This window comes from Agrobacterium sp. DKPNP3, assembly GCF_052686535.1.
This window is the reverse complement of record NZ_JBQYSN010000016.1, coordinates 23,429-42,840: the sequence shown is the minus strand read 5'-3', so window position 1 is coordinate 42,840 and position 19,412 is coordinate 23,429. Positions and strand designations below refer to the sequence as shown.

20 protein-coding genes are annotated in these 19,412 nt (G+C 58.6%); 19 read left to right on the top strand and 1 reads right to left on the bottom strand.

Annotated features, from left to right (window positions below; all coding sequences use genetic code 11):
* The first annotated feature begins 17 nt into the window (after positions 1 to 17).
* From ACUTJJ_RS07075 to folD, 16 genes are all read left to right on the top strand, one after another.
* Positions 18 to 1,295, top strand: coding sequence for a flagellar hook protein FlgE (locus ACUTJJ_RS07075; protein ID WP_063949718.1), 1,278 nt, complete (start codon positions 18 to 20; stop codon positions 1,293 to 1,295).
* A gap of 22 nt (positions 1,296 to 1,317) precedes the next feature.
* Entirely contained in the window at positions 1,318 to 2,796 is a 1,479-nt protein-coding gene (flgK, locus tag ACUTJJ_RS07070; RefSeq protein ID WP_063949719.1) for a flagellar hook-associated protein FlgK, read from the top strand.
* Positions 2,797 to 2,799: 3 nt separating this feature from the next.
* A complete protein-coding gene (locus ACUTJJ_RS07065) occupies positions 2,800 to 3,903 on the top strand; it encodes a flagellar hook-associated family protein (RefSeq protein WP_296065478.1) in 1,104 nt (367 codons plus the stop codon).
* Positions 3,904 to 3,937: 34 nt separating this feature from the next.
* Positions 3,938 to 4,282 carry a flagellar biosynthesis regulator FlaF gene (gene flaF, locus ACUTJJ_RS07060; RefSeq protein WP_063949721.1) on the top strand — a complete coding sequence of 115 codons (345 nt, stop codon included), beginning with the start codon at positions 3,938 to 3,940 and terminating at the stop codon, positions 4,280 to 4,282.
* Complete coding sequence (gene flbT / locus ACUTJJ_RS07055) at positions 4,279 to 4,728, top strand: flagellar biosynthesis repressor FlbT (protein WP_063949722.1); 450 nt, start codon at positions 4,279 to 4,281, stop codon at positions 4,726 to 4,728. The genes flaF and flbT overlap by 4 nt, the downstream gene beginning before the upstream one ends.
* On the top strand, positions 4,719 to 5,192 hold the full coding sequence (gene flgD / locus ACUTJJ_RS07050; RefSeq protein ID WP_144575838.1) for a flagellar hook assembly protein FlgD: 474 nt from the start codon (positions 4,719 to 4,721) through the stop codon (positions 5,190 to 5,192). The genes flbT and flgD overlap by 10 nt, the downstream gene beginning before the upstream one ends.
* A gap of 45 nt (positions 5,193 to 5,237) precedes the next feature.
* Positions 5,238 to 5,504 carry a flagellar biosynthesis protein FliQ gene (gene fliQ / locus ACUTJJ_RS07045; protein WP_003503352.1) on the top strand — a complete coding sequence of 89 codons (267 nt, stop codon included), beginning with the start codon at positions 5,238 to 5,240 and terminating at the stop codon, positions 5,502 to 5,504.
* A 158-nt stretch (positions 5,505 to 5,662) separates the two neighbouring features.
* Positions 5,663 to 7,750 carry a flagellar biosynthesis protein FlhA gene (gene flhA, locus ACUTJJ_RS07040; protein WP_063949724.1) on the top strand — a complete coding sequence of 696 codons (2,088 nt, stop codon included), beginning with the start codon at positions 5,663 to 5,665 and terminating at the stop codon, positions 7,748 to 7,750.
* The gene (fliR, locus tag ACUTJJ_RS07035; RefSeq protein WP_445541757.1) at positions 7,747 to 8,502 is read left to right on the top strand and encodes a flagellar biosynthetic protein FliR; all 756 of its coding nucleotides are present in this window, start codon (positions 7,747 to 7,749) and stop codon (positions 8,500 to 8,502) included. Before flhA ends, fliR begins: the two co-directional genes overlap by 4 nt.
* A 14-nt stretch (positions 8,503 to 8,516) precedes the next feature.
* Complete coding sequence (locus tag ACUTJJ_RS07030) at positions 8,517 to 8,939, top strand: hypothetical protein (RefSeq protein WP_445541756.1); 423 nt, start codon at positions 8,517 to 8,519, stop codon at positions 8,937 to 8,939.
* A 111-nt stretch (positions 8,940 to 9,050) separates the two neighbouring features.
* Positions 9,051 to 9,608 (top strand): rod-binding protein, encoded by a 558-nt coding sequence (locus tag ACUTJJ_RS07025; protein ID WP_063949827.1) that lies wholly within the window; start codon positions 9,051 to 9,053, stop codon positions 9,606 to 9,608.
* Between the two features lie 29 nt (positions 9,609 to 9,637).
* On the top strand, positions 9,638 to 10,006 hold the full coding sequence (locus ACUTJJ_RS07020; protein WP_063949727.1) for a hypothetical protein: 369 nt from the start codon (positions 9,638 to 9,640) through the stop codon (positions 10,004 to 10,006).
* A complete protein-coding gene (locus ACUTJJ_RS07015) occupies positions 10,006 to 10,539 on the top strand; it encodes a flagellar basal body-associated FliL family protein (RefSeq protein ID WP_063949728.1) in 534 nt (177 codons plus the stop codon). Before ACUTJJ_RS07020 ends, ACUTJJ_RS07015 begins: the two co-directional genes overlap by 1 nt.
* A gap of 204 nt (positions 10,540 to 10,743) precedes the next feature.
* Entirely contained in the window at positions 10,744 to 11,418 is a 675-nt protein-coding gene (locus ACUTJJ_RS07010; RefSeq protein WP_445541755.1) for a WecB/TagA/CpsF family glycosyltransferase, read from the top strand.
* A gap of 112 nt (positions 11,419 to 11,530) precedes the next feature.
* On the top strand, positions 11,531 to 13,294 hold the full coding sequence (locus tag ACUTJJ_RS07005; RefSeq protein WP_445541754.1) for a hypothetical protein: 1,764 nt from the start codon (positions 11,531 to 11,533) through the stop codon (positions 13,292 to 13,294).
* A gap of 77 nt (positions 13,295 to 13,371) precedes the next feature.
* A complete protein-coding gene (gene folD, locus ACUTJJ_RS07000) occupies positions 13,372 to 14,271 on the top strand; it encodes a bifunctional methylenetetrahydrofolate dehydrogenase/methenyltetrahydrofolate cyclohydrolase FolD (protein WP_445541753.1) in 900 nt (299 codons plus the stop codon).
* 196 nt (positions 14,272 to 14,467) lie between these two features.
* Here the strand turns inward: folD and ACUTJJ_RS06995 are convergent, their stop codons facing one another.
* Complete coding sequence (locus ACUTJJ_RS06995) at positions 14,468 to 15,493, bottom strand: LacI family DNA-binding transcriptional regulator (protein WP_296065449.1); 1,026 nt, start codon at positions 15,491 to 15,493, stop codon at positions 14,468 to 14,470.
* Positions 15,494 to 15,770: 277 nt separating this feature from the next.
* Between ACUTJJ_RS06995 and ACUTJJ_RS06990 the strand changes: the two genes are divergently transcribed.
* The 3 genes from ACUTJJ_RS06990 to ACUTJJ_RS06980 all read left to right on the top strand — a co-directional run bounded on the left by ACUTJJ_RS06990 (position 15,771) and on the right by ACUTJJ_RS06980 (position 19,410).
* The gene (locus ACUTJJ_RS06990) at positions 15,771 to 17,132 is read left to right on the top strand and encodes an ABC transporter substrate-binding protein (protein ID WP_445541752.1); all 1,362 of its coding nucleotides are present in this window, start codon (positions 15,771 to 15,773) and stop codon (positions 17,130 to 17,132) included.
* A gap of 102 nt (positions 17,133 to 17,234) precedes the next feature.
* Positions 17,235 to 18,248 (top strand): carbohydrate ABC transporter permease, encoded by a 1,014-nt coding sequence (locus tag ACUTJJ_RS06985; protein WP_296065444.1) that lies wholly within the window; start codon positions 17,235 to 17,237, stop codon positions 18,246 to 18,248.
* Between the two features lies 1 nt (position 18,249).
* Complete coding sequence (locus ACUTJJ_RS06980) at positions 18,250 to 19,410, top strand: carbohydrate ABC transporter permease (protein WP_445541751.1); 1,161 nt, start codon at positions 18,250 to 18,252, stop codon at positions 19,408 to 19,410.
* Positions 19,411 to 19,412: the final 2 nt, after the last annotated feature.

The window sequence follows — 19,412 nt, the reverse complement described above, 5'->3', positions numbered from 1 at the left end:
ACCACGAGGGTTTTTGAATGAGTATTTTCGGCACTATGCGAACCGGCGTGTCCGGCATGAATGCACAGGCGAACAAGCTGGGCACCGTGGGCGACAACATCGCCAACGCAAGCACCACCGGCTACAAGCGCGCATCGACGTCGTTCTCCTCGCTCGTTCTGCCCTCCTCGTCGGGCAGCTACGCTTCCGGCGGTGTGCAGTCCAACGTTCGCTACAGCATTTCGGAGCAGGGCAACCTCTCCTACACCACGTCGAGCACGGACCTTGCCATTCAGGGCAACGGCTTCTTTGTGGTCCAGGATGGATCGGGCACGCCTTATCTGACGCGCGCCGGCTCCTTCCAGAAGAACTCGGAAGGCTACCTGGAAAACGCTGCGGGCTTCCAGCTGATGGGTTACCCCTACGGCTCCAACCCCCCTGCTGCCGTCGTCAACGGTTTCACGGGTCTTGAAGCCATCAACGTCAACAATTTCGGCCTGACGGCATCGCCCTCCACGCAGGGCAGCTTCCCGGCCAATCTTAATCGCGATGACAAGGCCGCAACGGCACCGCTTCCAAGCGGCAACACTGCGACTGCGGCATTCGGCAACAAGACGTCGTTGACGGCATTCGACAGCGGCGGCGCAAAGGTGCTTTACGATTTCTACTATACCAAGACAGGCGACAACACCTGGGAAGTAGCGGTTTATCGTCAGGATCAGTCGACGAATGGCGGCTTCCCGTATACGGCAACGCCTGCCGCTAATCTTGTCCAGACAAAGGTGGATCTGGAATTCGATCCTGTCACCAATAAGCTGACCACCGCGTCTCCGAAATCGATCGTCATCAACGATCAGGTGAGCGGTGTGCCGCAGGCGATCAATATCGACCTGTCGCAGATGACCCAGTTTTCGGCGAAGTTCACGCCCGGCACAGCCGTTCTGAATGGTAACGGCCCGAGCCAGATCAAGGACGTCGAAATCGGTAAGGACGGTGTCGTGACGGCGGTCTATCAGGATGGCGGTCGCCGCAACATCTACCAGCTGGCGCTGGCAACCGTGCCGAGCGTCGACAATCTGAGCCCGCAGAACGGCAACGTCTATCTGCCGAGCAACGAGTCGGGTGTCGTCACCATCGGTTTTGCCCAGACGGGTAGCTTCGGCTACATCCAGAAGGGCGCGCTCGAAGGCTCGAACGTCGATATCGCCAGCGAACTCACCGACATGATTGAATCCCAGCGCATCTACACAGCGAATTCGAAGGTCTTCCAGACCGGATCGGATTTGATGGACGTCCTGATCAATCTGAAGAGATAGTAATTCCTACGGGGACAGATGAATGTCGCTCACGTCAGCAATGAATACTGCGCAGTCGATTTTCAATAACACAGGTAAGCAGACCGACGTTACTTCGAAAAACATTGCCAATGTCGGTAATGCGAACTACGTCAAGCGTACCGCCATTCTCGGCACGACCATGGCTGGAGCGAGTATCGTCTCCAACGGTCGTGCCCAGAATGAAAGTCTTCTCAGGCAGACGATTTCCAGTTCCTCTCTCGCCACCGGACAGAGCGCCGTGCTGAGCGGCCTGGAGGAGATGAAGAGCATTTTCGGCGGCAACAATTACGAGAGTTCGCCAGCCAACTACATGAAGGAATTGCTCAAAAGCCTCGACGGTTATGCCGCGAAGCCGAGTGATGCCGCTTTGGCCGCAACGGCCGTCACCTCCGCGACGGATGTCGCCAGCTCCCTGAACAAGGCCTCAAGCGAATTGCAGGCGATGCGTCTGCGCGCCGATAAGGAAATGGCCCTTCAGGTCGACAAGCTGAACGGTTTGCTCGCAAAATTCGAGGAAGCCAATAACGAGGTCAAGGCACAGACCGCGATCGGCGGCGACCCAAGCGACGCTCTCGACCAGCGCGAGACGCTCCTCAAGGACATTTCCTCGATCATCGGCATCAATGTCGTGAACCGGCCCAACAATGATGTGGCGCTTTACACGACCGACGGGGCGACGCTGTTCGAAATCGTGCCACGCAAGGTGACGTTCAACGTCCAGCCGGGCTACGACGCGACGACCACCGGCAATGCCATTTACGTCGATGGCGTTGCGCTCAAAGCCGCCACCGGTGCCAACACCACGGCCGCCGGCTCGCTTCAGGGCCTGATGCAGGTCCGTGACGATCTGGCGCCGACCATGCAGAGCCAGCTTGACGAAATCGCCCGCGGTCTCATCACCATGTTCGCCGAAAAGCCTGCGGATGCGACGAGCGGCCTGCCGAACATGCCCGGCCTCTTCACCTATGGCTCGCCTCTGGCGACGACCATTCCGGCAGACGGAATTGTCTCTCCCGGGCTCGCAGCCAGCATTACCGTCAACCCGGCGTTAATTATCTCCAAAGGTGGCAATCCGGAATTGTTGCGTGACGGCGGCATCAACGGTACCGATTATGTAATCAATACAGCAACGTCGGGTGGAACCGGTTTCTCCACGCTGATCCGCAGCTATGTCACTGCTTTCGACGCGCCCATGAATTTTGCCGCGTCGACACGTATCGATACGAATACCAGCATCCTGAAATACGGCACCAACTCGATGGGGTGGCTGGAGCAGGAGCGTTCCGGCGCAACTTCGGCAAACGAAGCAAAAAGCGCGCTTTATGAGCGCTCCGCCACCTCCTACTCGAACAATACGGCGGTCAGCCTGGATGAGGAGCTCTCGCTGCTCATGGACATCGAGCAATCATACAAGGCCGCCACGAAACTCGTGACCACAGTCGACGAAATGCTCAAGTCGCTGATGGACATGGTGAGGTAAACGATGAAAACGTCATTCATTTCATCGCTGGCAATGCAGAACAGCATGCGCAGCACCATCCTCAAGGCTCAGCTTGAGATGACCGGTCTCAACACCGAGCTGACGACGGGCAAGCATGCCGATCTCGGCCTGACGCTGGGCGCAAATACGGCCCGCAGCCTCGATCTCAACCGTGATGTCGACCGCATTTCCTCGCTGGTCAGCGTCAACTCGATTGCGACGCAGCGCCTCAAATCCTCGCAGACCGCGCTGGATGGCATGGCAAAAGCTGCACAGGAGATCCAGAAGGTGCTCGTCCCCAATACGAGCAGTGAAGCGCCGACGCTGACGACGGTTGCCCAGACGATCTCGAATGCCTTCAACAACTTCACCAGCTTCGCCAATACGGCTGTCAACGGCGAATATCTGTTTTCCGGCATCAATACGGATGTGAAGCCGGTTGACGACTATTTCGCACCTGGATCTCCGCTGAAGGCAGCCTATGAAACGGAACTGAATGCCTATATGGCGGCGCAGACGCCACCGGTCGGCGATTTCGCGAGCCTGTCGAAAACGCAGGTCGAAGGCTTCATGACGCATATCGAAGGCGTCTTCAAAGGCACGACGACGGTCACAAACCCGCCGCACACCAGCCTGACGGCCGGCCAGAACTACGATTTCTGGACGACATTCGGCTCGAAGGCGAGCGACACCAACATGACAAGCCGTATCAGCCAGAACGAGATCGTCGAAACATCCACCAACAGCAATTCGCAGGGCATGCGCTATTTCGCACTGACCGCAATGACGTCGATGACTTTCCTCGATCCGAAAGTCGACAGCGGTATCCGCGAAATGGTCGCGATGAAGTCGGTAACGAATATCGGCTCGGCCATCAACGGTCTGAACCAGCAGCAGAGCCAGCTCGGCCTTTCCGAAAGCCGTGTCTCGAAAGCCAATGAATCGCTGGAGGCGCAGAAGAAGATCATCGAAACGCATCTCTTGGATATTGAGGGGATCGATACCTACGAGGCGAAGACCCGTCTCGATCTGCTGCAGCAGCAAATTGAAATCGCATACAGCCTCACGTCGCGTCTGCAAAAAATGAGTCTGGTGAACTACCTCTGATGAACAGGGGTGGCGGCAGATAAAGGATACATGAATGTACCAGTTTTCCTACGCCGAAATCATGGAGGATGGTGTCGCCAACGCAAAAGATCGCGAGCGGCAGGCGTTGACCAAATCGATCGAACTTCTGGTGGAGGCGAGGGACTCCTCCTCCCAGCGACCGACGATCGAAGCACTTTTTTACACTCGACGGGTCTGGATCCGCTTCATTGAGGATCTCAAGCAGCCGGACAATCAGCTTGCAATCGAACTCAGAGCCAATCTGATCTCCATCGCGATCTGGATTTTGAAAGAGTGCGAACTGATCCGGAAACGTCAGTCGACGAATTTCCAGGGCATAATTGACGTGACAACCATCATCAGGGATGGACTGAAATGAAAAGTACACTTCGGATTTCGCTGAAATCGGGCGAAAAGATCTTCATCAACGGCGCAGTTCTGCGCGTCGATCGCAAGGTCGCGCTTGAATTCCTGAACGATGTCACGTTTCTGCTCGAAAACCACGTGCTTCAACCCGAGCAGGCGACCACGCCGCTTCGGCAGCTTTATTTCATCGCGCAGATGATCCTCATCAACCCGGAAGGGCGCGACCAATCCACCAACATGTTCCGCAAGTCGGTCAGCATGCTGCTGAACTGCTTCCAGCATGACGAGGTTCTGGCGGAACTGAAGCGGATCGACGGGCTTGTCGCATCCGGCAAGGCTTTCGAAGCGCTCAAAGCCATTCGCGGTCTCTACCCGATCGAGGAGAAAATCCTCAACAATCAGGAAATGACCCCGGCAACCATCGAACAGATTCGCAAGGAGATCGCACCATGGCGGTAGATGCAGTCAATGCGGCAGCGGCAAACCCCTGGGCGAATGCCGGTGCCAGCAGCAGCGACAAGAATGCGGCCTCGCTGAACTATGACAGCTTCCTGAAGCTCCTCATCGCACAGATGAAGAACCAGGACCCGACCAGCCCGATGGATGCGGGCCAGCAGATGTCGCAGCTCGCAAGCTTCTCGCAGGTCGAGCAGACGATCAAGACCAACACGCACCTGAAGAGCATGCTGCAGGCGGAAGCCCTGACCCGCGCCTCCGATCTGGTTGGCAAGACCGTTAAGAGCGCTGACGACAATGTTACCGGCGTGGTCAAGGAAGTGCAGGTCTATTCCGATGGTATCGTCGCCGTCACCGAAGCCGGTGATAAAGTGCTGGTACAGGCTGGCGTGGTCTTCTCCAACGGCCCGATCACGACTAAATCTACAGGGACAACCACCGATTCGAACAATTCGGCCGGTTCCTGATATCGAGGCGGCATGATGCCGCTTCCATGAAACAAGGATGCGACGATGAACGAGGCCGATGCGCTTGATATCATGCAGGCGGCAGTCTGGACGGTTCTCGTCGCGGCCGGTCCGGCGGTTCTCGCCGCCATGATCGTCGGCGTCGTCATTGCCTTTATTCAGGCCCTGACCCAGGTTCAGGAAATGACGCTGACCTTCGTTCCCAAGATCGTCACGATCATGCTTGTGCTGGGCGTCGCGGCCCCCTTCGTGGGTGCGCAGATATCGCTGTTCTCCAATCTCGTCTTTTCCCGCATCCAGTCCGGCTTCTGATGCCCGGCCGCCGTGGCTGCCACCTTCGCACAAGCTTCAGCGGCTAGGGATAGGCCTGAAGCATCGGGCCGAACGGCGTTCGCTTTTCGAAAACCGGTGCCGCGGAACCGTGCGGCGGCTTTTCCGTCGCCCTTCTCATGAAGAGACAGGACGAATTCATGGCGCAACCACCAGTCATATCCCTGCCCAAGGTCAGTCCGAGCACGCGCGACATCGGATTCGCGCTGGGCATTGTGGCGATCCTCTGCGTCCTCTTCCTTCCCATTCCGGTCATGCTGGTGGACATCGGCCTCGCCTTCTCCATCGCGCTATCGGTTCTGATCCTGATGGTCGCGCTCTGGATTCAACGGCCGCTGGATTTCTCGTCCTTTCCGACGGTGTTGCTGATCGCGACGATGATCCGTCTGTCGCTGAATATTGCGACGACGCGCGTCATCCTGTCCCACGGCAATGAGGGCCCAACGGCGGCCGGTGGCGTGATTGCAGGCTTCTCGAGCCTCGTCATGTCCGGGGATTTCGTGATCGGTCTGATCGTCTTCCTGATCCTGATCACCGTCAACTTCATCGTCATCACCAAGGGTGCGACGCGTATCGCTGAAGTTGGCGCGCGCTTCACCCTCGACGCCATCCCCGGCAAGCAGATGTCGATCGACGCGGATTTGTCGGCCGGCATCATCGACGAAAAGGAAGCCCAGCGCCGCCGTCGTGAACTGGAAGAGGAAAGCTCCTTCTTCGGCTCGATGGACGGTGCCTCCAAATTCGTTCGTGGCGATGCCATCGCCGGTCTTATCATCACCGCCATTAACGTCTTCGGCGGTATCATCATCGGGTATTTCCGTCACGGCATGCCGATTGGCGAAGCGGCTGACGTTTTCGTCAAGCTCTCGGTCGGTGACGGTATCGTCTCGCAAATCCCGGCCCTGATTGTCTCGCTGGCCGCCGGCCTGCTTGTCTCCCGCGGTGGTACGGCTGGATCGACCGACCAGGCCGTCGTCAACCAGCTGAGCGGTTATCCGCGCGCCCTGATGGTCTCGGCCATGCTGATGGGTCTGCTGGCCATCATTCCGGGCCTGCCGTTCCTGCCCTTCATCTTCCTCGGCGGCATCATGGCTTTCGGCAGCTGGTATATTCCGCGCCAGGCGGAAGCCGAAAGTGCGCTTCGCCGGCAGGAAGAGGAGAACAAGGTTCTCCAGAACACCGAGGCGGAGAAAGATTCCGTCAAACAGGTGCTGAAGACCGCCGAGATCGAACTGGCGCTCGGCAAGCAGGTGTCGACGCGCCTCCTCGGTGCCCATCAGGAACTGGCATTCCGCGTCGGCAAGATGCGCAAGAAATTCGCGAGCCAGTATGGCTTCGTCGTACCGGAGATCAAGGTGTCCGACGACATCATGATCCAGGAAAAAGCCTACCAGATCCGTGTCCACGGCACGACCATCGCTTCCAGCAACCTGCGTGTCGGCGATGTTCTCGTGGTGACGGGGGCAGGGCGCAAGCCAAGCATTCCAGGCGATGAAATTCGCGAACCCGCCTTCGGCATGCCGGCGGTCTCGATCCTCGAAACCTTCACCGAAGATCTGAAGCGCGAAGGCTTCCATCCGATCGACAACGTCTCCGTGGTGCTGACGCATCTGAGCGAAGTCATCCGCAACAATCTGCCGCAGCTTCTGTCCTACAAGGATGTCAAAATCCTCATCGACAGGCTGGATCCCGAATACAAGAAACTGGCCGACGAAATCTGCTCGTCGCACATGTCCTATTCCGGCCTGCAGGCGGTGCTGAAACTGCTGCTTGCCGAGCGGGTGTCGATCCGCAACCTGCACCTCATCCTTGAAGCCGTCGCCGAACTTGCGCCGCATGTGCGCAAGACGGAGCAGATCGTCGAACATGTGCGGGTGCGCATGTCGCAGCAGCTCTGCGGCGACCTCGCCGACAACGGGGTGCTGCGGGTGCTGCGACTCGGCAACAAGTGGGACATGGTCTTCCATCAGGCGCTGAAGCGCGATCAGAAGGGTGAAATCGTCGAGTTCGACATCGATCCCCGCCATCTCGAGGAGTTTTCCGAGGAAGCGTCGAAAGTTATCCGTGAATTCATGGATCGCGGCCTGCCCTTTGTCCTTGTAACCTCGCCGGAAACGCGGTCCTATGTGCGCATGATTATCGAGCGACTCTTTGCGACCTTGCCAGTCCTCTCCCATGTGGAACTGGCCAAGGGTCTGGAGATCAAGATTCTGGGCGCCATTTCATGATAACCGACCCGCAGGGAACAATCATTGCATTGTTCCTTGCCATCTGCCGTATCGGCGCATGCTTCATGACCATGCCGGGTTTTTCAAGCTCGCGCATTTCGCCGCAGATACGCATGCTGCTCTGCGTGGCCGTGTCCATGGCGCTGTTGCCGGTGCTGTGGGACACGATTTACCCCAAAATCTCCGGTGCGAGCCAGGGCATCGTTGTCGGGCTGATAGCGACGGAAATCCTCATCGGTGCGATGTACGGCCTGATCGCGCGCTTCTACACCCTCGGTTTCCAGTTCACGGGCGCGCTCATCGGCGCCTCGATCGGTCTCAGCGCACCCGGCGGTTCCGATCCCATTGAAGATGCGCAGGAAAACCAGATCGCCAACTTCATCACCTTCGGCGGCTTGCTCATTCTCTTCATGATGGACTTCCATCACATCGTCCTCAAGGCGCTGGTGGATTCGTACAATGTTACCCCTGTCGGCGCGCTCATCAGCGGCCAGAAAATGCTGATCACGCTGACCGACACACTGAGGGCTTCATTTTCCATCATGCTGCGGCTTGCGAGCCCGTTTGTGATCTACGGTTTGATGTTCAACGTTGCCGTCGGCCTCATCAACAAGCTCGCGCCGCAAATCCCCGTCTTTTTCATATCGACGCCCTTCATTCTCGCGGGCGGCATGTTCATGCTCTACCTTTCGGTCGCAGCTCTCATCCGGCAATTCGTGGATGGGTTCGGTCCCGTCTTCATCGGTTTCTGATCGGGGGAAACGCCATGGCTTCTGACAAACGCTCGGACAAGCTCAAACGTCTGGTGACGGTCCAGCGCCACATGGAAAAAATGGCCGAGGTCGAACTGGCCGACACCACGCGGGCACGCACCGAAGTGGCGCAATCCATGGAAAGCACGCTGGAAGCGATGAATTCCCTGGAGCCGGTGCATCAGACGTTTTCCCTGCATTATCAGGGTCGCTACGGCCGTCTCGTCGTGCAGGACCGGCAGCTTGAAGGCGCCCAGCATTTTCAGGAAAACAAGGTTCTGAAGGAAAAGACCAAGGCCGACAGGCTCGAGGACAGAATGCACGTCGCCCGCGATCTCGAAGACCGCGAAGCAGACGATAATGCGATCTACGATTTGTTAGAAATTACGAATGTTGCCCGTTCAACACCAGCCTCCAGCAAGGTTGGCGATTCATAGTCTCCCCGTTGTTGCATCGCGGCGTTCTTGAACACACTGCCCGCGATGTTTCTTGATTGAGTGAACGCGCCGTTTTGCGTCGGCACGTTCATCGGCTCGGGAGTTCGGGACGTGGCGATATCGGTTATAAGCGATCTGGTGATGGATGTGGTTCGCGCGGCGGACCCTCTGGAAGTACAGGTCGCCCAAGAAAAATTGAAGGCGAACAAGGCGGCGTTTGCCGCGACCAGCCTCGCCGATTCGGGCAAGGGCTTTGGTGCCGCCGTCGATATGCTGGATGGCGCCTCCTCGAAGGCTGGTCTCGGCAATACCAATATTCGTTCCGCGCGCACCGAAATTCCCGAAACATATCGCAAATATGAGGCCTCGGTTCTCCAGACCTTCGTCGCCAACATGCTGCCGAAAGACAGCGAAGAGGTTTACGGCAAAGGTAACGCCGGCGAAATCTGGAAGAGCATGATGGCCGAACAGTTTGCCGACACGATTTCCAGAAATGGCGGTGTCGGCATTGCGGAGCAGGCATACAAGGATGCGCTTCGGAAGGCTGAAAGCAAAGGCATCACCGACGTATCGATGAATGAAAAAGACCATAATGCTGCAATTCGGATGGTGGCGGAGTTCGAGCGGCAGGTCCTCGGCGTTTCAAATGACAAAACGGACGAGGCTTGAGAATGAAAACCCCAAACGAGGAGACAAGCATGGACCTTATGTCGAACGACCACCGTATCCAATCCGTTCTCGGCCGCCTTGAGATGATCATCGACAACGAGAATGAAAATATCGGTAAGGACCCCAGGTTCGATTTTAAGGTCTCCAATGCTCATAAAAGCCGTTGCCTCTATGAGCTGACGATGCTGGTTCGTGACACGCCGCACGAGGAAATCGCTGCCGGCTACATGGAGCAGGTGAAGGGCATCAAGTCCAAGCTTGCGACCAATGCGAGCCGCGTCGAAGCACATCTCAACGCGGTCCGCGCGGTCGCGGATCTGCTCAAGAACGCGATCCAGGAAGCCGACACGGACGGCACCTACTCACAGGAACAGTTCATGTACGGTGCCGCGTCCTGATGTTGAAGCTTCTTCTCACCGGCGTCTGGGTTTGCGCCGTCACGCTCGGCGCGGTGTATTTCTCCGTCCAGTTGGCGTCGGCGCCCGCGCCGGATGAGGCGGAGGCGAAAAAGGCCAATCTGCAGTTGGTGAAAGGCGAAAGCATCACCATTCCCGTCATCAATGATGGCGGGGTGAACGGCTATTTCCTGAGCCGAATTTCGCTGCGCGTCGACAAGGCCAAGATGGCCAAGATCGAGTTGCCGGCAACGCAGCTGATGACCGACGAGCTTTTCACGCTGCTGGCCGGTTCTTCCATGGTCAATATCGCCAACATTTCGACGTTCGACCCCGAAGCCTTCAAGCAGCGCATCCGTGAGGGGTTGAACAAGAAGCTTGATGACGAGGTGGTCGAAGACGTGCTGATCGAGCAGCTCGACTATCTGTCGAAAGCCGACATCCGCGAGCAGAACGGCAACGGCACGCCGCGCTCGGTCAAGCTCGTCGAAGGCGAAAAGGTAGAAGCCGCAAAAGAAGCTGCTCCGAGCCATTGAGGGCGACGGCGCGATGGCCTTCCGCCTTTCGATGCGGCAAAAAAGGCATTCGTCCGGTTAACGGTTTCTTGCGGCAGCCCACGATATTCGAGCGATTGCTTTCAGGCTAAATTCAAGCCGAGCCTCTATAACGAACCCATCAGCCACCGACCCGAAGGCCATCCGGCCGCGTCGGCGGCGATGGGTCTGAAATTGGGGGTAGCAATGAGTTTCGCGTCGGATTTCGCGCAACCTGTATCGCAGCGGACTGTTCACGGCTTGCGGGTCTGTGACCTCGACTGGAATGGCGCTCTGGAGCTGGTCAGCAGCAGGGCGTCGGCCGCAAATGGCCATACGATGCTCTCCTTTCTGACAATCGAGAAGGCGAAGCTTTCACTGAAAAACAGTGCCTATCGGCAGGTTCTGGAAAGCTGCATGCTTCTGCCGCAAGGCAAGGCGACAAGGGCTGCTGCGCGTCGCGACGAGGGTGAGCCTCTGTCCGCCCCCATCGACGGCGTCGCCTTCACCATGGCGTTGTTGACCTACATGGCGGTGCCGAAGCGCATCGGTGTTGCAGGCGACGATGGGGCGCAGGTCGGTGAGGTTCTCGCGAGGTTGCGCGCCCATGCGCCCTGGCACGATTTTGTCATGCTGAACCGGGATGCGACGGGTGTTAAGGTGGATGTGTTGCTGGCGGGAATGCTGAAGGAAGAACAGGAAACATGGCTACACCGCACCGTCAGCCACGAGGATGCGCGGCTGACGATCGCCGTTGGCCCGCTGTTCAAGGTCCTGATCTCTGAGGTCGCCGGCATGCCGGAGATTTTCCGCAAGCTCCACATGAGCTGGCTTTACAGCCTCTGCGCCGAGCCCTGGCACATCGCACTTGGTAAAGGCTGAATGCTGAAGGGCCGCCCGCGTTAACCATTTGTTTGCCACGATCCTTTAACCTCTCGTAAGGTTTTGACAGTCGCCCGTTGCGGGCGGCGCCAAGGGTGGCAGACGAGTTCAGATGGTTGATGACAATCCGGACATGATGGCGATTCGCCCTGACGAGGATGCTGTCGCCGCGCCGTCTCCTGAGTGGCGCAGACATTGTCGCCGGCTCCTGACGGCCGGTTGTGTGGCAGCAGCAACTGTGGCTGGCGCTGCCCTTCCACTTTTCCTCGTCGATTCCGGTTTTCGCGGTTATGCCTCGCAGGCGCGCATCGAGGTAACGCAGACCGCCTATGATGCTCCCGACGCCTCACGTTTTCTGGCAATGGCACGCCGCACCCTGCTTTCGCCCTCCGGGCTTGAGCGCGTCACCGCCGATCTGAAGCTGATGCCCGCCGATATGGTCGGCGTTCGCAATCAGGGCGAGCTCGGCCTGCTTTTCGACCTTTTGACCGGCGGCCAGGGCCGGGTGGTGTCTCCGCGAGAGGCATTGAACGGCGCCGTGGGCGAGGCCATCCGCCTGGAGCTCACCCCGGATGAAAACACGCTTATCGTGACCGCCAAGGCCGCCACGCCTGAGACCGCCATGCGGCTGACGGATTATCTCTCCATGCGCGTGATGGCGGATGGCAAAGCCGGCACGATGACGCCCGCCATGCGGACAATGGAAAACGCACGTAAAAAACTGGATGAGGCGGAAGCTGCCGTCAACGGTTTTCAGATGCGCCATGGCGATGCGGTGCTGACGGAAGTGCAGCAACTCGAGCAGCAGTTGCGTGACAAGAATGAGGGGCTGGCGCGGTCCGGTCGCGAGCAGCAGCTGGTTAAGACCGATCTCACGGCAGTTGCCGCTCTGAAGCCGAATGATGTGTTTTCCAAACCCTTGCCCGCCGGTGCGGCTTTTTCTGCACTTGAGGATATCAGGCAAAAGCACGCGAGCGCCAGCATGGCGCTTGCCACCGTTTCTGTCGACTATGGTCCGAAACATCCCCGCCGCATCGCCGCCCAGAACGCGGTGGATGCCGTGCAGGCGCTTGCGGCTCCGGCATTGCGGCAAGTGCTCGACGGGCTGCGGGCGGACGAGAAGCGCATCAGCCAGGAGATCGCCACCGATACGGCCGGGCAGAAGACATATCTTGATCGTCTGAATGCGCTGGGTGTCGCGCCCGGTGAATTCTCCAGGTTGCAGAATGAGCTGGAAGCGGCGCGCAATACCTATCTGGAAGCAAGCGAACGCCGGGACCTGACGGCTTCCGCAACGCCCGCCATCGAAACGCGCCTGACGACAAAAGCTGGTCCGGGAGAATTGTCCCGGGACCTCACGCAGGCTGCGATGCTCGCGGGGGGCGGGGCCTTGATCGGCCTGCTGGGCAGCCTTTATCTCCTCAGCTATCGACGCCATGACGAGGAAGAAGATGTTCTTCCGACCGCCGAAACCGGTGAGCAGCCAGTTTCCTTCGTTGCCGCGCCGCAATTTTCAGACTTCGAGCCAATCGAGCCCGCCGTATTCGACGACCTGCAGCCTCTTCCCGCAGACGCGGATGCGAACGCTGACGAGGAAAGTTTTGCCGATTATTACGGCGAGGCCGCAAACGACGCGGACGATATGCCGCTGGACGAACGCGTGCGTCAGGTACTGATGGGCAACCGAACCGTCAGAACGGCGGATCCCGCATCACCAGGGTTGCCGCCGCTTCTGGCAGAAGCCCTCTCCGGGGACTTCGATCATGCTCAGGCCGAAGCCGAGGAGCTGATGGAATTGCGACGGGAATTGGCGTTCCTGAAGGAGTGCCTTACCGATTACGCCGACCGCCGTGACGGCTACCGCAAAACAGCCTGAAAACGCCGCATTTTAGCTTGCATTCCTGCGACGGGGGCACCATACGGAGCCTATGTAACCCAGCAGGAGCAGGACGCATGGCAGTTGTGATTGACGGGAAGGCGAAGGCGGCTTCGGTAACGGAGGCGGTCCGCAAATCGGCAGAAGCGCTTGAGACGGAAATGGGCGTGAAGCCCGGTCTCGCGGTTGTCATCGTCGGGAATGATCCGGCAAGCCATGCCTACGTGAACTCCAAGAGCAAGATGGCCAAGCAATGCGGTTTCAACTCCATCCAGCACACGCTGCCGGAAGAAACGACGCAAGGTGAGCTACTTAAGCTGGTCGGCGAACTGAACGCCGATACCTCCATCCACGGCATTCTCGTGCAGCTGCCGCTGCCGAAACATTTCAATTCGGATGAGATCATCCAGTCGATCCTGCCGGAGAAAGACGTCGATGGTCTGAGCGTCTTGAATGCCGGCAAGCTCGCGACCGGCGATCTCGCCACCGGCCTCATCTCCTGCACGCCGGCTGGCGCCATGCTTCTGGTGCGCGCCATTCATGGCGACGATCTTTCCGGTCTCAACGCCGTTGTCATCGGCCGCTCCAACCTGTTCGGCAAGCCGATGGGCCAGCTGCTTCTGAACGCCAACGCCACCGTGACCATGGCGCATTCGCGCACCAAGGACCTCGCCAGCATCTGCAAAACGGCGGATATTCTGGTCGCCGCTGTCGGACGTGCGGCAATGGTGAAGGGAGACTGGGTGAAACCGGGCGCGACCGTCATCGATGTCGGCATCAACCGCATACCGGCCCCGGAAAAGGGCGAAGGCAAATCCAAGCTCGTGGGCGATGTCGCCTTTGACGAGGCGAGCGCCGTCGCCGCCGCGATCACGCCTGTCCCCGGCGGTGTCGGTCCGATGACGATTGCCATGTTGATGGCGAATACGGTTATCGCTGCCTATCGCGCGCTGGGTCTGACCGCGCCAAAGTTTTAAGCCTGTCGCGTTCAATCGAACGATACGGCACAGGAATTTTTGTGCGCTGCCACTCACTTCCGTCATACCGGCCTTGAGCCGGAATCCAGCCGACGCGCGTCTGCGCGGCGAGGCGACTCTTTTCAGCCCAAGGACTTGGGCTGGCTGGATACCGGCTCAAGACCGGTATGACGGCCGGGGGGATGGAGGCCAGACCTTACGCTTTCGGTGCCGGCCCTGTCGAAGCGCGTACCACCAGTTCCGCCTTCCAGAGTTCCTGATGTGGGTCTTTCTGGTCGTTCTTGATGTGATTGATCAAACGCTGACCCACCCGCACCCCCGCCGCCCGCAGCGACGAGCGCGTGGTGGTCAGCGGAACGGAAAAATTATCGGGCTTGAGAAGCGGCAGCACGTCGTCATGAGCGATGAGCGAAATATCCTTGCCTGGTTTCAGGCCCCGCTGATTGAGCGAGCGGATCGCGCCAAGCGCCAGCGCAGTACTGGCGCAGAGAATGGCGGTCGGCTTTTGCGGGCGTGACAGCAATGCCTCCATGCCGAGAAACCCTTCTTCATCCGTCATGCTGCTATGACGCGTGTTGGCGGGATCGAGCGAAAGACCATTGGCTGCCAGCGCCTTTTCCACGCCGAGACAGCGCCTGAAGGTGAAGTCATAACCCTCGGGGCCATTCAGCAGCCCGATCCGCTGGTGACCAAGCTGTAGCAGAAGCTGAGTCGCATCGCGAAAGGCGCCCTCGTTGTCAACGTCGAGATAGGGATAGGTCTCCTCAACGCCAACCGAACGACCGTGCACGAGGAAGGGCAGGGAGAGCGACTGCATCATGGCGATGCGCGGGTCGTTATTCTTCATGTAAGCGAGATAGATGCCATCGACACTGCCGCTGGCGGCAAGCCCTCGAAGGGCGTCCCGCTCTTTTTCGGGTTCTGTCGGCATGATGACGAGATGGAAGCCGCTGCGCGATGCCTCCTCACCCAGCCCGCTCAGAAACTCGCCGAAATGCACGTCTGAGCGGTGATATTCGCCAATCGGCATGACAAGGCCGATGGAGCCCACCTTGCCCGTTGCCAGCCGCTGCGCTGCCGCATTCGGCCGGTAGCCGGTCTTTTCGGCTGCCTCCATGACGCGGCGCCGGGTCTCCGCACTCACCTCAGGGTAGCCATTGAGCGCGCGGCTGATGGTCGTCTGCGAAATACCCAGCAGTTGCGACAACTGTTTAAGGTTCATGTCTGCGAATTCCTCCATGCGCGCTCAGGGAATCAGCCAAAAGCCACTCCTCACATTCCCAAAGCGCTTTAGATTTTTAACAGTCCCTTCCGCTTTTCTCAATCGAAAATGACGTCGATCTTTCTGAATTAATATGACTATTGATAAGGATATGCGCGGCTTCTACGCAAACTCCCTCTTGACTCCGTCTCGGCGACAATGAGATGAATAGGCAGCCAAAGCGCTTTGATTGGAAGAGCTGCGCTTTGAGCCTTTTATGTGATGGGAGGTAAATCACATGCGGAAGACTCTATTGGCGACGGCTGCTTCGATCATGCTGCTGTCGGGTTCGGCCTTTGCTGCCGATCTGAAATTCGCGCCGGGCCAGGACACCAAATTCAACTGGAAAAGCTATGAGGACTTCAAGACGGCCCATGCCGACCTGAAGGGCCAGACATTGACGATTTTCGGACCCTGGCGCGGTGAGGACGAGGCCCTTTTCCAGACCGTGCTTGCCTATTTCGCCGATGCGACCGGCGTTAACGTTCGATACTCCTCGTCGGAAAACTACGAGCAGCAGATCGTCATCGATACGCAGGCTGGTTCGCCACCCAATATCGCCATTCTCCCGCAACCGGGTCTCCTGGCCGATCTGGCTGCCAAAGGCTTCCTCGTGCCGCTCGGCGACGACACGGCCAAATGGGTCGAGGAGAATTATGGCGCGGGCAAATCCTGGGTCGATCTCGGCAGCTACAAGGGCAAGGACGGCAACAAGGCCTATTTCGCGTTCCCCTTCAAGGCGGATGTGAAGTCGCTCGTCTGGTACGTGCCTGAGAATTTCGAAGAAGCGGGCTATAAAGTGCCCGAAAGCATGGAAGACCTGTTCAAGCTGACCGACCAGATCGTCGCCGATGGCGGCACACCCTGGTGCATTGGCCTCGGTTCCGGCGGCGCGACCGGCTGGCCGGCCACCGACTGGGTGGAAGACCTGATGCTGCGCACGCAGCCACTCGACGTCTACCAGAAATGGACGACGAATGAGGTGAAGTTCACCGACCCGGCGGTTGTGGCGGCGATCAATGAATTCGGCAAGATTGCCAAGAACGAGAAATATGTGAGCGGCGGCGTTGCAGCCGTTGCCTCCACGGATTTTCGTGACAGCCCCAAGGGCCTCTTCGACATTCCGCCGAAGTGCTATCTGCACCATCAGGCGTCCTTCGTTCCCTCTTTCTTCCCGGCGGGTACCAAGGTGGGGACGGACGTTGATTTCTTCTACATGCCGACCTACGCCTCCAAGCCTGAGCTCGGCAAGCCGGTTCTGGGCGCGGGCACGCTTGTCACCATCACCAAGGAATCGCCCGCCGCAAAGGCGTTCGTCAACTTCCTGCAGACACCGATCGCCCATGAGGTCTGGATGGCACAGTCCAGCTTTCTCACCCCGTACAAGGGCGTGAATGTCGAAACCTATGCCAATGAGCAGATGAAGCGCCAGGGTGAAATCCTGACCACGGCGACGACCTTCGGTTTCGACGGGTCCGACCTGATGCCGGGCAAGATCGGCGCCGGTGCATTCTGGACCGGCATGATCGATTTCGTCGGCGGCAAATCCGCCGATCAGGTCGCGGCCGATATCCAGAAGGCCTGGGACGGCCTGAAATAACACCTGAGAAGACGAGGCCCGGTGGTTCGCCGCCGGGCTTCTTCCGCATGAGCGGCCCGACTGGATAAGCAGCGCGGCGCGGAGAGGATCAAGGGAGGGACCATGGCTCAACAACTCGTGTCTGCCATCGGCGTCATGGTGGCTGGCGTTTTCGCCTGTGCCGCCTATTACTGGTTATCGGACAAGGTGCTCCAGGTGATCTTCCCGGTGCGCTCGGGAGACGTCATTCATGCATCCCGGAATCTCAACCGCCGCGCCGCCGTCCGCCCCTGGCTGTTTATCGGCCCGGCGCTGATCCTGCTCCTCGTCTATCTTGTCTATCCCGTCATCGCCACGCTGATCCTGTCGTTTTACGACCGGTCCGGCAATGAGTTCGTCGGCCTCGCCAACTATCGCTGGGCATTCTTCGATGCCGGATTCCGCCAGTCGATCTTCAACAATATCCTCTGGCTCGCCGTCGTGCCGGCTGCTTGTACCTTCTTCGGCCTTGTGATCGCCGTCATGACCGACCGCATCTGGTGGGGCAACATCGCCAAATCCATCGTCTTCATGCCGATGGCGATCTCCTTCGTCGGCGCCTCCGTCATCTGGAAGTTCATTTATGAATATCGGGCCGAGGGCCAGGTGCAGATCGGTCTTCTCAATGCTGTCGTCGAGTTTTTCGGCGGTAATCCGCAGGTGTGGATTTCCATGCCTTTCTGGAACAATTTCTTCCTGATGATCATCCTCATCTGGATCCAGACCGGCTTTGCCATGGTCATCCTGTCCGCAGCGCTGCGCGGCATACCGGAAGAAACCATCGAGGCGGCCGTCATCGATGGTGCCAATGGCTGGCAAATCTTCTGGAAGATCATGGTTCCGCAGATCTGGGGCACCATCGCCGTCGTCTGGACGACGATCACCATTCTCGTGCTCAAGGTCTTCGATATCGTGCTGACCATGACCAACGGCCAATGGAACACCATGGTTCTCGCGAACCTCATGTTCGACTGGATGTTCCGAGGCGGCGGCGATAGCGGCAGAAGCGCTGTCATCGCGCTGGTGATCATGGCAGCCGTCACACCGATCATGATCTGGAACATCCGCCAGGCAAATCGTGAGATGGAGGGCCGCTGAGATGGATATCGTCAAACGTCTCCGCCGCGTCGGCCTGCCGCGCCTCGTCGTCCATGCCAGCGTTCTGATCGTCGTGCTGCTCTGGCTCCTGCCCACGCTCGGCATTCTCGTGAGTTCGCTGCGCGACAAGGACCAGATTACCGTTTCCGGCTGGTGGACGGCATTTTCCAGTTCCGAACAGACCTCGGCGGTTCGCCTCGCTGATGCTTCCGTGCAGAAGCAGGACGGCAGCCGTTATGTCATATCCGGCAATGTCTTTGAAAACGGGCAGGGCGGCAAGGTCGCGGCCTTCGGCGTGCGCGTGCAGGAGCCGACAGCCTTCAAGGCAGGCGAAGCCGCTGACATTGGCGATGGCGAGACGTTGCTCGTCAAGGAAGACGGCGCTTACGAATATAGCAAAGCCTCAAGTTTCGAGGGTTCGCGCGCCAAGCGCGTCTATATTTCCGTCGCCACCCCGCCTGTCTTCACGCTCGACAATTACCGCACGGTCCTGACCTCTGAGGGCATCGGCCAGTCCTTCGTCAATTCGCTGACGGTTGCTGTGCCTGCAACGATCATCCCGATCCTGATTGCCGCCTTTGCAGCCTATGCCCTGTCGTGGATGAGCTTTTCCGGCCGCAATCTGCTGATAGCGATGGTGGTGGGGCTGATTGTCGTGCCGCTGCAAATGTCGCTCATTCCCCTGCTTCGCATGTACACGGAAATCGGCAATATTTTCGGGGTCTCTTCCAAAGGCTATGCCGGCATCTGGCTGGCGCACACCGCCTTTGGACTGCCGCTCGCCATCTATCTGCTGCGCAACTATATTTCCGGGCTGCCCAAGGAAATTATTGAAAGCGCCCGTGTCGATGGTGCAAGCGATTTCGAAATTTTCGTCAAGATCATCCTGCCGCTCTCTTTCCCGGCGCTCGCTTCCTTCGCCATCTTCCAGTTTCTCTGGACCTGGAATGACCTGCTCGTCGCCATGGTCTTTCTCGGAACACAGAAGAACGAACTCGTGCTGACGGGTGCGCTCAACGCGCTGCTCGGTTCGCGCGGCGGCAACTGGGAAATCCTCACCGCCTCGGCCTTCGTCACCATCGTCGTGCCGCTTGGCGTTTTTTTCGCGCTTCAACGTTATCTCGTGCGTGGCTTGCTTGCCGGCTCCGTCAAGGGAGGCTGACA

Bases quoted from the DNA above. Each gene is read 5' to 3' on its own strand.
- ACUTJJ_RS07005 (WP_445541754.1), top strand. From the start codon at position 11,531: ATGGTTGATGACAATCCGGACATGATGGCGATTCGCCCTGACGAGGAT.
- fliQ (WP_003503352.1), top strand. From the start codon at position 5,238: ATGAACGAGGCCGATGCGCTTGATATCATGCAGGCGGCAGTCTGGACG.
- ACUTJJ_RS07065 (WP_296065478.1), top strand. From the start codon at position 2,800: ATGAAAACGTCATTCATTTCATCGCTGGCAATGCAGAACAGCATGCGC.
- flbT (WP_063949722.1), top strand. From the start codon at position 4,279: ATGAAAAGTACACTTCGGATTTCGCTGAAATCGGGCGAAAAGATCTTC.
- ACUTJJ_RS07015 (WP_063949728.1), top strand. From the start codon at position 10,006: ATGTTGAAGCTTCTTCTCACCGGCGTCTGGGTTTGCGCCGTCACGCTC.
- ACUTJJ_RS07075 (WP_063949718.1), top strand. From the start codon at position 18: ATGAGTATTTTCGGCACTATGCGAACCGGCGTGTCCGGCATGAATGCA.
- ACUTJJ_RS07010 (WP_445541755.1), top strand. From the start codon at position 10,744: ATGAGTTTCGCGTCGGATTTCGCGCAACCTGTATCGCAGCGGACTGTT.
- ACUTJJ_RS06990 (WP_445541752.1), top strand. From the start codon at position 15,771: ATGCGGAAGACTCTATTGGCGACGGCTGCTTCGATCATGCTGCTGTCG.
- ACUTJJ_RS07030 (WP_445541756.1), top strand. From the start codon at position 8,517: ATGGCTTCTGACAAACGCTCGGACAAGCTCAAACGTCTGGTGACGGTC.
- fliR (WP_445541757.1), top strand. From the start codon at position 7,747: ATGATAACCGACCCGCAGGGAACAATCATTGCATTGTTCCTTGCCATC.
- ACUTJJ_RS06980 (WP_445541751.1), top strand. From the start codon at position 18,250: ATGGATATCGTCAAACGTCTCCGCCGCGTCGGCCTGCCGCGCCTCGTC.
- ACUTJJ_RS06985 (WP_296065444.1), top strand. From the start codon at position 17,235: ATGGCTCAACAACTCGTGTCTGCCATCGGCGTCATGGTGGCTGGCGTT.
- flhA (WP_063949724.1), top strand. From the start codon at position 5,663: ATGGCGCAACCACCAGTCATATCCCTGCCCAAGGTCAGTCCGAGCACG.
- flgD (WP_144575838.1), top strand. From the start codon at position 4,719: ATGGCGGTAGATGCAGTCAATGCGGCAGCGGCAAACCCCTGGGCGAAT.
- ACUTJJ_RS06995 (WP_296065449.1), bottom strand. From the start codon at position 15,493: ATGAACCTTAAACAGTTGTCGCAACTGCTGGGTATTTCGCAGACGACC.
- flaF (WP_063949721.1), top strand. From the start codon at position 3,938: ATGTACCAGTTTTCCTACGCCGAAATCATGGAGGATGGTGTCGCCAAC.
- flgK (WP_063949719.1), top strand. From the start codon at position 1,318: ATGTCGCTCACGTCAGCAATGAATACTGCGCAGTCGATTTTCAATAAC.
- ACUTJJ_RS07020 (WP_063949727.1), top strand. From the start codon at position 9,638: ATGGACCTTATGTCGAACGACCACCGTATCCAATCCGTTCTCGGCCGC.
- folD (WP_445541753.1), top strand. From the start codon at position 13,372: ATGGCAGTTGTGATTGACGGGAAGGCGAAGGCGGCTTCGGTAACGGAG.